We start from the raw sequence: 6,280 nt of genomic DNA, 5'->3' as shown, positions 1-6,280 counted from the left end.
ACGCGCGCGAGCGTCGCTGGTGGCGCCGGGGCTGACCGGCGTGGCCCGCGCCGCCGCGCGCTCAGGGGCTGCGGCGCACCATCGCGCGGTGGGCGCGCTCGGCGGCCGCGGCGATGTTGCGCTGCATGCCGCCGAAGACGACGCCGTGGAACGGCGCCACGGACCACCAGTACACCTGCCCGGCCAGGCCGGTGGGGTGGAACAGGGCCCGCTGGACGAACACGACGGGCGCGCGCGTCCACGCCTCTGCGTCGCTCTCGTCGCCCGGGTCGTCGTCGGGCGGCTCGACGCGGAGCTCGAGCCACGCGAGCCCGGGCACGCGCATCTCGGCGCGCAGGCGCAGCAGCCGACCGGGCTCGAGCGCCTCGACGCGCCACCAGTCGACGGCGTCGTCGACCAGGAGGTGGCCGGGGTCGCGTCGGCCGCGCCGCAGCCCGGGCCCTCCCGCGAGCCGGTCGACGAGGCCGCGGACCCGCCACGCGAGCGGCCACGAGTACCAGCCGCGCTCACCGCCCACGGCCTCGATCACGCGCCACAGCGCCGCGGGCGACGCGTCGACCTGCACGCGTCGCTCGTCGACGTACAGCGACCCGCCTGCCCAGTCCGGGTCGCTCGGCAGCGGGTCGGAGGGCGCGCCCGCGACGGACGCCGACGACCAGCGCGTCGTGACGGCGGCCTCCTGCACCCGGTGCAGCGCGAGGCGCACCGCGCGCTCGAACCCGACCAGGCCGCCGGGCGGGTCGGGGACGTGCGCGGCGATGTCGTGCTCCTGGCACACGACCTCGTGCACGAGCGACTCCACGAGCGGTCGCGCGAGCCCGCCGGGCACGGGCGTGACCAGCGAGACCCACAGGCTCGACAGGCGGGGCGTGAGCACCCCGACCCCCACGATGAGCCGCCTGCGCAGCCCGGCGACCTGCGCGTAGCGCTGCATCATGTCGCGGTAGGTCAGCACGTCGGGACCGCCGATGTCGAACGCGCGGTTGACGTCCGCGGGCATCGCCGCCGCGCCGACGAGGTAGCGCAGGACGTCCCGGATCGCGATCGGCTGGATGCGGTTGTCGACCCACCGCGGCACCGTCATCGCGGGCAGCCGCTCGGTGAGGTAGCGCATCATCTCGAACGACGCCGACCCCGAGCCGAGGATCACCGCGGCACGCAGCACGGTCGTGGGCACGCCGCTGGCGAGCAGGATCTCCCCGACCTCGGCACGTGACGCCAGGTGCGCCGAGAGCTCCTCGTCGTCCGGTGTGAGGCCGCCCAGGTACACCAGGCGGCCCACGCCGGCCGCGTGGGCGGCCTGTGCGAAGGCGGTCGCGGTGGAGCGGTCGCGCTCGGCGAACCCGCGGCCCGTGCCGAGCGCGTGCACGAGGTAGTACGCGACGTCGGCGCCGCGCAGCGCGGGACCGATCTCCTCGGGACGCGCGGCGTCGGCCCGGACGACCTCGACGTCGTCGTACCAGGGGCGTCCGCGCAGGCGGTCAGGAGTCCGCGCGAGCGCGCGGACGCGGTAGCCGGCGGCGAGGAGCTCGGGGACGAGCCGACCGCCGACGTAGCCCGTCACGCCCGTGACGACGGCCAGCGGCGCGTCGGCGCGCGGTCGCCCGCTCGCGTCCGTGCCCGGGACGAGCCCGACGAGCGTGTCCGCGACGGGCTGCGGTGCGAGGTCGGGTGGCAGGGTCATCGTCGCAGTCTGCGGTCGCGGACCCGCGCGCGCACCCGGAGCGCGCCTCAGGTCAGCAGAGCGAGCGTCTCGCGCTCGGCCACCGCCTGCGAGCGGGTCGGCCGGATCGTCGTGCCGCGCTCCCACAGGTCGACCACGCGCGGGTCGATGTACGACGCGCGGCACACGGCGGGGGTGTTGCCGAGCTCGTCGGCGACGTCCTGCACCACGCGCGTCACGACGCGGCGGCGCGCACGGTCCGACGACGGGGCGGCACCGGCCGCGGCGAGGCCACGCGCGGCCAGGACGGTCGCGTGCCACGTGCGGAAGTCCTTGGGCGTCGCGTCCTCGCCGAGCCGCGCCTTGACGTACGCCGAGACGTCGGCGCTGGTCACGTCGTGCCAGCCGGCGTCGTCGCGCCACGCGAGCAGCTCGTCGCTGTCGTCGCGGCGGCGCACGAGCGTGCGGACCAGGCGCGCGACGTCGTCGTCCTCGACGACCGTGTCGCGGACCTGACCCGACTTGGCGGGGAAGTGCAGGTGCACACGTCCCGGGTCGTCCTGCGTCACCGGAGGCAGGACTCGCACGTGGTCCTTGCGCAGCGTCGCGAGCCCGTACGACCCGTGCCGCGCGGCGTACCCCTCGCCGCCCACGCGCAGGTAGGCGAGGTCGAGCAACCGGAACGCGAGCGCGAGCGCCTTGTCCCTCGGGAAGCCGTCCAGCTGCAGGTCGCGGCGCACGCGGCGGCGCGCAGCGGGCAGCCGCGCCGCGACCTCGAGCACGTGGTCGTGCTTGAGGCGGTCGCGGCGGGCGCGCCACTGCGCGTGGTACAGGTACTGCCGCCGACGAGCGTCGTCGAGGCCCGCCGCCTGGATGTGCCCGTGCGGCAACGGGCAGATCCAGACGTCCTGCCACGCGGGCGGGATCGCGAGCGAGACGATCCGCGTCAGGTGCTCGTCGTCGGTGATCCGGACGCGGTCCAGGTCGAGGTAGACGAACCCCGACCCGGCACGGCGTCGCGTCCAGCCGGGCGCGTCGATCCGGACGCGGCGTAGTCGCACCATCCGCGCAGTCTCACCCGGCGTCCGGGCGCCCGCCCGTCGGACGCTCGACGGCAGGCGCCTCGACAGCGGGGACCTCGACAGCGGGGACCTCGACAGCGGGAGCCGCGACGCGCGTGCCCGTGCGGCGCGCCCCGATCCGGGCGGGCCACCAGGCGCGGTCACCCAGGTCGTGCACGAGGGCCGGGACGAGCAGCGACCGCACGACGAAGGTGTCGAGCAGCACGCCGAACGCGACGAGGAAGGCCAGCTGCACCAGGAACAGCAGCGGGATGACGGCGAGCGCCGCGAACGTCGTCGCGAGGACCACGCCGGCGGACGTGATGACGCCGCCCGTCACCGCGAGCCCGCGCACCACGCCCACGTGCGTGCCGTCGCGCACCGACTCCTCACGCACGCGCGTCATGAGGAAGATCGAGTAGTCCACCCCGAGCGCGACGAGGAACACGAACGCGAAGAGCGGGACGGTCGGGTCGGCGCCCGGGAAGTCGAAGACGTGCTCGAACAGGATCGCGCCGAGCCCGAGCGTCGCGGCGAACGAGAGCACGTTCGCGACGAGCAGCAGCAGCGCGGCTACGACCGAGCGCAGCAGCAGCATGAGGATCAGGACGATCACGACGAGCACGATCGGCACGATCACCTGCAGGTCGCGCTGCGCGGCGTCGATCGTGTCGACCTTCTCGGCCGCTGCGCCACCCACGAGCGCGTCGGGCGACGTCGCGTGCGCCACGGTGCGCACGTCGCGCACGGTGTCCTGCGCCTCGACGGTGTCGGACGGGGCGGTCGTGGTCACGTCGAGCCGGATGTCGCCGTCGACGACGAGCGGCGGCGCGTCGCCGCTGCCGGGCGCACCCGCGGGGGCGCCGGTGTACGGCGCGACGGCTTCGACGCCCTCGACCGCGGCGACCGCCTCGCTCACCGCGGTCGCGTCCGCCTCCGGCACGATGACCGTGATCGGCTGGACCGCACCCGCGGGGAAGTGCTCGGCGAGCACCTGCTCGCCGGTCACCGCGTCGACCTCGGTGCGGAAGACGTCGGAGTCGCTCGTGCCGGACGCGTCGAACGTCGGCAGGAACGCCGCGAACCCGAGCAGCACGACCGCGGTCACCACCCACACCCGCCGCGCGCGGTGCGCGACCCACCGGGCCAGTCGCCCCCACAGCCCGCCCGCGCCCTGCGTGGTGACGTCCGGCGCGGCGGGGGCGTCGGCGGCGGCCGGGCGCGGGACGCGCGGCCAGAAGAAGCCGCGCGAGCGCCGACCCGCGACCAGCAGGATCGCGGGGAGCAGCGTCAGGGCGGCGAGCAGTGCGGACGCGATGCCGATCGCCGCGACCGGTCCGAGGCTCCGGTTCGAGCCGAGGTCCGAGAGCAGGAGGCACAGCACACCGGCGATGACGGTGCCGGCGGACGCCGCGATCGGCTCGAGGCACGCGCGCCACGCACGCCGCATCGCCTCCGCAGGGTGCTCGGCGTGCCGCAGCTCCTCGCGGTAGCGAGCCACCAGCAGCAGCGCGTAGTCGACGCTCGCGCCCACGACCAGGATCGACAGGATGCCTTGCGCCTGCCCGTTGAGCACGATCGTGCCCGCGTCCGCGAGGGTGTACACGACGAGCCCCGCCAGGCACAGGCCGAAGACGGCGGTCAGGATCACGACGAGCGGCAGCAGGGGAGAGCGGTAGACAACGACGAGGATGAGCAGGACCGCGACGAGCGCGACGATCAGCAGGACGCCGTCGATGCCGCCGAACGCGGTCACCAGGTCGGCGACGAAGCCCGCGGGGCCCGTGACCCAGGCGTTGAGGCCGAGCTCGCCGGCGGAGTCGGCGCTCGCGCCGAGCTCGTCCAGCAGCGTCGCGCGCAGGTCGGTGACGAACGCGTTGGTGACGGACTCCTCGTCGCCGATGAGGTCCTCGGCGCGGTCCGCGTCGAGCGAGTAGATGACGAGCAGGGCCTCGCCGTCCTGCGAGGGCGTGACCACGGGCTCGGCGGTCAGGTAGTCCGCCCACGTCTCGTCGGTGCCGGGCACGGCGTGGTCGGGGAACGACTGCGCGACCTCGGTCACCGCCGCGACCTGCTCGTCGGAGACCGGGCCACCGTCCTGCGGGGTCAGGACGACGAGCGCGGGCAACGCGGGGGACTCGACGAACTCCCGGCTCGCCTCGGCGGCGAGCGTCGACTCGGCCGACGACGGCAGGAACGCGGCGGCGTCGTTCGTCTGGACCTGCGACAGCTTGCCCTGGGCGGCGCCACCGAGGGAGCCGATCAGGAGCCAGGCGACGATCGCCACGAGGATCAGGAGGGCACGGGTCAACGACGGACGGAGCGACGGCATGGACCGCAGCATGCGGCACCGCGGGCCGGTGCGCGCGTCGAACGCGCGCTACGTCCGGAAGGTGAGGAACGTCGCAGGTGGGGGCGGGTTCCGCGGCCCTGCGACGCAGCCTCAGGGGACCCGGATCATGCCCTCCTGGGCGATCGACGCGACGAGGATGCCGTCCCGCGTGAACACGCGCGCCGCACCCAGCCCACGACCACCCTGCGCGCCGGGGGTCGACTGCACGTACAGCAGCCAGTCGTCGACGCGGACGTCGCGGTGCCACCAGATCGCGTGGTCGAGGCTCGCGATCGCCATCCCGGGGGTGACCCACGAGCGGCCCGCACGGCGCAGCACGGGCTCGAGCATCACCTGGTCGCACGCGTAGGCGAGCAACGCGCGGTGCAGCAGCTGGTCGTCGGGCAGGGGCGAGCGCGCGCGGATCCACACCATCTGCCGGCCCGTGCGCTCGGGGGCCGGACCCAGGTAGAGCGCACCCTCGACGTGCCGCACGTCGAACGCCGACTCCTGCGACCAGAAGCGAGCGACCGGGTGGTCGATCGGGCCGAGCACGTCGAACACCGAGCGCACGTCCTCGGGGGCCGGGACGTCGTGAGGCATCTCCTCGGCGTACTCGATGCCGTCCTGCTCGACCTGGAACGACGCGGTCATCGACAGGATCGGCTCCCCGCGCTGCAGCGCGTGCGTGCGGCGGGCCGAGAACGAGCGACCGTCGCGCAACCGCTCGACGGCGAACGTGATCGGCTCCTCGATCACGCCCGCGCGCAGGAAGTAGCCGTGCAGCGAGTGCGGCAGACGGTCGCCCTCGACGGTCGCGCCGGCCGCGAGCAGCGTCTGGGCCAGCACCTGGCCGCCGAACACACGGCCGTGCGGCTGCGGCAGGCTCGTCCCCGTGAACCGGTCCGGGTCGATCGCGTCCGGCTGCAGGCGCAGGGCGTCGAGGACCACGGTCGTGGGGTCGGGCGTCGTCATGCCCCGCACACTCTCACGAGCCTCACTCATCGAACGTGTTGATCATCGAGTGGGCCGCGCGCTCGAGGTAGTCCCACAGCTCGGCGCGGTGCAGCGGCGCCAGGTCGAGCGAGTCGACCGCGGTGCGCATGTGCGCGAGCCACCGGTCGCGCGCGGCCGGGTTGACCTTGTACGGCGCGTGCCGCATCCGCAGGCGCGGGTGGCCCCGCTCCTGCGAGTAGGTCGTCGGGCCGCCCCAGTACTGCTCGA

General features: G+C 74.8%; 4 protein-coding genes and 1 pseudogene. All 5 read right to left on the bottom strand.

What is annotated here, in order from left to right; translation table 11 throughout:
• Nucleotides 1-61 precede the first annotated feature (61 nt).
• Nucleotides 62-1,684, bottom strand: a complete 1,623-nt coding sequence (locus CWIS_RS02630; RefSeq protein WP_048341689.1) for an SDR family oxidoreductase — start codon at nucleotides 1,682-1,684, stop codon at nucleotides 62-64.
• A gap of 47 nt (nucleotides 1,685-1,731) precedes the next feature.
• On the bottom strand, nucleotides 1,732-2,727 hold the full coding sequence (locus CWIS_RS02625) for a DNA topoisomerase IB (RefSeq protein WP_048341688.1): 996 nt from the start codon (nucleotides 2,725-2,727) through the stop codon (nucleotides 1,732-1,734).
• Nucleotides 2,728-2,737: 10 nt separating this feature from the next.
• Entirely contained in the window at nucleotides 2,738-5,056 is a 2,319-nt protein-coding gene (locus CWIS_RS02620) for an MMPL family transporter (RefSeq protein ID WP_229747449.1), read from the bottom strand.
• 111 nt (nucleotides 5,057-5,167) lie between these two features.
• On the bottom strand, nucleotides 5,168-6,031 hold the full coding sequence (locus tag CWIS_RS02615; protein WP_048341687.1) for an acyl-CoA thioesterase II: 864 nt from the start codon (nucleotides 6,029-6,031) through the stop codon (nucleotides 5,168-5,170).
• A gap of 22 nt (nucleotides 6,032-6,053) precedes the next feature.
• Nucleotides 6,054-6,280: pseudogene (locus CWIS_RS02610) on the bottom strand (globin); the annotation flags it as partial.

It is taken from the genome of Cellulomonas sp. A375-1 (genome assembly GCF_001040865.1).
GTDB lineage: Bacteria > Actinomycetota > Actinomycetes > Actinomycetales > Cellulomonadaceae > Cellulomonas > Cellulomonas gelida.
This window is presented reverse-complemented; position numbering and strand designations above follow the sequence as displayed.